General features: G+C 52.9%; 1 protein-coding gene. It reads right to left on the bottom strand.

Annotated elements, in window-relative coordinates:
• Window positions 1–152: 152 nt before the first annotated feature.
• A complete protein-coding gene (locus tag ACFQDM_RS13730; protein WP_377379951.1) occupies window positions 153–1,115 on the bottom strand; it encodes an abortive infection family protein in 963 nt (320 codons plus the stop codon).
• Window positions 1,116–1,558 lie beyond the last annotated feature (443 nt).

The raw sequence follows: 1,558 nt of genomic DNA on the forward strand, positions 1-1,558 counted from the left end.
AGCCGGGAAACCGTTCAAAGTGGTCATCATCGCCCTCGCCAGACGCCTGCTCACCCGGCTCAACAGCATGGTCAAAGAGGATCGAAACTACCGGTTCAAACCACTTCCGTGCTAACAGTTGCTACGTGTCACGTCGTGTTTGCTGTTTTCAATCAGGAAAGCGCGGGATCGCCAAATGTTGCGCGGAACTCCCGATCCGAGTGTATTGCGATGTCGTCCTCACCGACGACGATGACAATTTCCGTGTCAGAATGTTCTAGCACGTCTTCGAACAAGCCGCATTCCAGCGGATAGCAAAAATCACTTCCATCATTGATGGCACAATGAACTTTCCACCAAAGTTCAAAGTCAACAATTTCCGGATCACATCCGTTCGCATGGACCGTCAGGCTTCTTATTTCCTGTTCTCGTCCCTGCGGAATGTTTAAACCATCGAAGCCGGGGCGCGGATTTCCGTTGCTCATCAGATAAATGCCCTTATCGCCAACGAGCCACAAAGCCGGACCGGTATCGATCTCGTAAAAAGGCAGCGATTTGGGCGAATTGCGAGAATGATCGAAAATGCGCCATACGCCCGTTTTGTCAAAGCGGAGAAAAACGTGGCCATCCGATCCTATGCGTTCATTTAAGGTCAGATACGACTCGAGCGCCGATAACAAGAAAATGCAAACCGTCCCGGTAAGGTTCAACGCCAGTTCCGCTTCTGAAATTGACGATACATAGGCGTGTGACGGCTTTCCATGCGCATCTCCAGATGCGCTACCCAGCTCTCCAACACTTTGAACAATCGTGTAAATTGCACCAAACAACGCTTTATAGGTCTGCTGAGTTTGTTGAGATGAAGCGACCGAAAGTGCCTGGGAAGCATGGTTATACAAGGTCGCTAAATCTGCAGAGGGCGAGATGTCATTGCTCGTTCGATCCAGGACCTGCCGGCAAGCGGCTTCAAGCAAACGACGAGCGGCGATGAGTGCACCGCTCGGATCAGCGTCAACGCGATCAACCGCCTCTTCCCACAACACTCCGAGCGACATGTATGGGGCGCGCGCCAGCATATTAAACAGTCTGTCAGCGGGAAATGAGCTGGATTTGTCGGGATCGGAGTTTTTTTGCATGTCCAATACTGCCCCCCAAAGCCTCCTCTGGGAAGACGCAAGATGTGAAGGTCGTTTCAGCTGCGATAATCGGGCAGAGCCACAATCCGCCGAAGTGCATGAGGTGTTACCGATTGCGGTGCATTACGTCCTTCGGCCTAATGCCCCCTACGGAGCTACAGAATATGCAGCCGTAGGGTGGGCCTTGGCCCACCAGATCGTCTTTCCGACCGAAATCAAACCAATTGGTGGGCCAAGGCCCACCCTACGTGTCACGTCGCCCGGGACGACATTTGCAGGAGCCGCTAAGACAAAAGATGCACTTCGCTCTGCATCAGTGCATCCTTGTCTTAGCGAAATCTGCTATTCTGGGATCGGCAGGTGAGGTCCGTGTGCACCCTTGGCCATCTTTCGATGGGCCGTGCTGTAGCTCGGACTCACCTGCCTTCCAAACCCCAATCTCA

Origin of the sequence: Ponticaulis profundi, assembly GCF_042659465.1 — a bacterium.
GTDB classification, from domain to species: Bacteria; Pseudomonadota; Alphaproteobacteria; order Caulobacterales; family Hyphomonadaceae; genus Ponticaulis; species Ponticaulis profundi.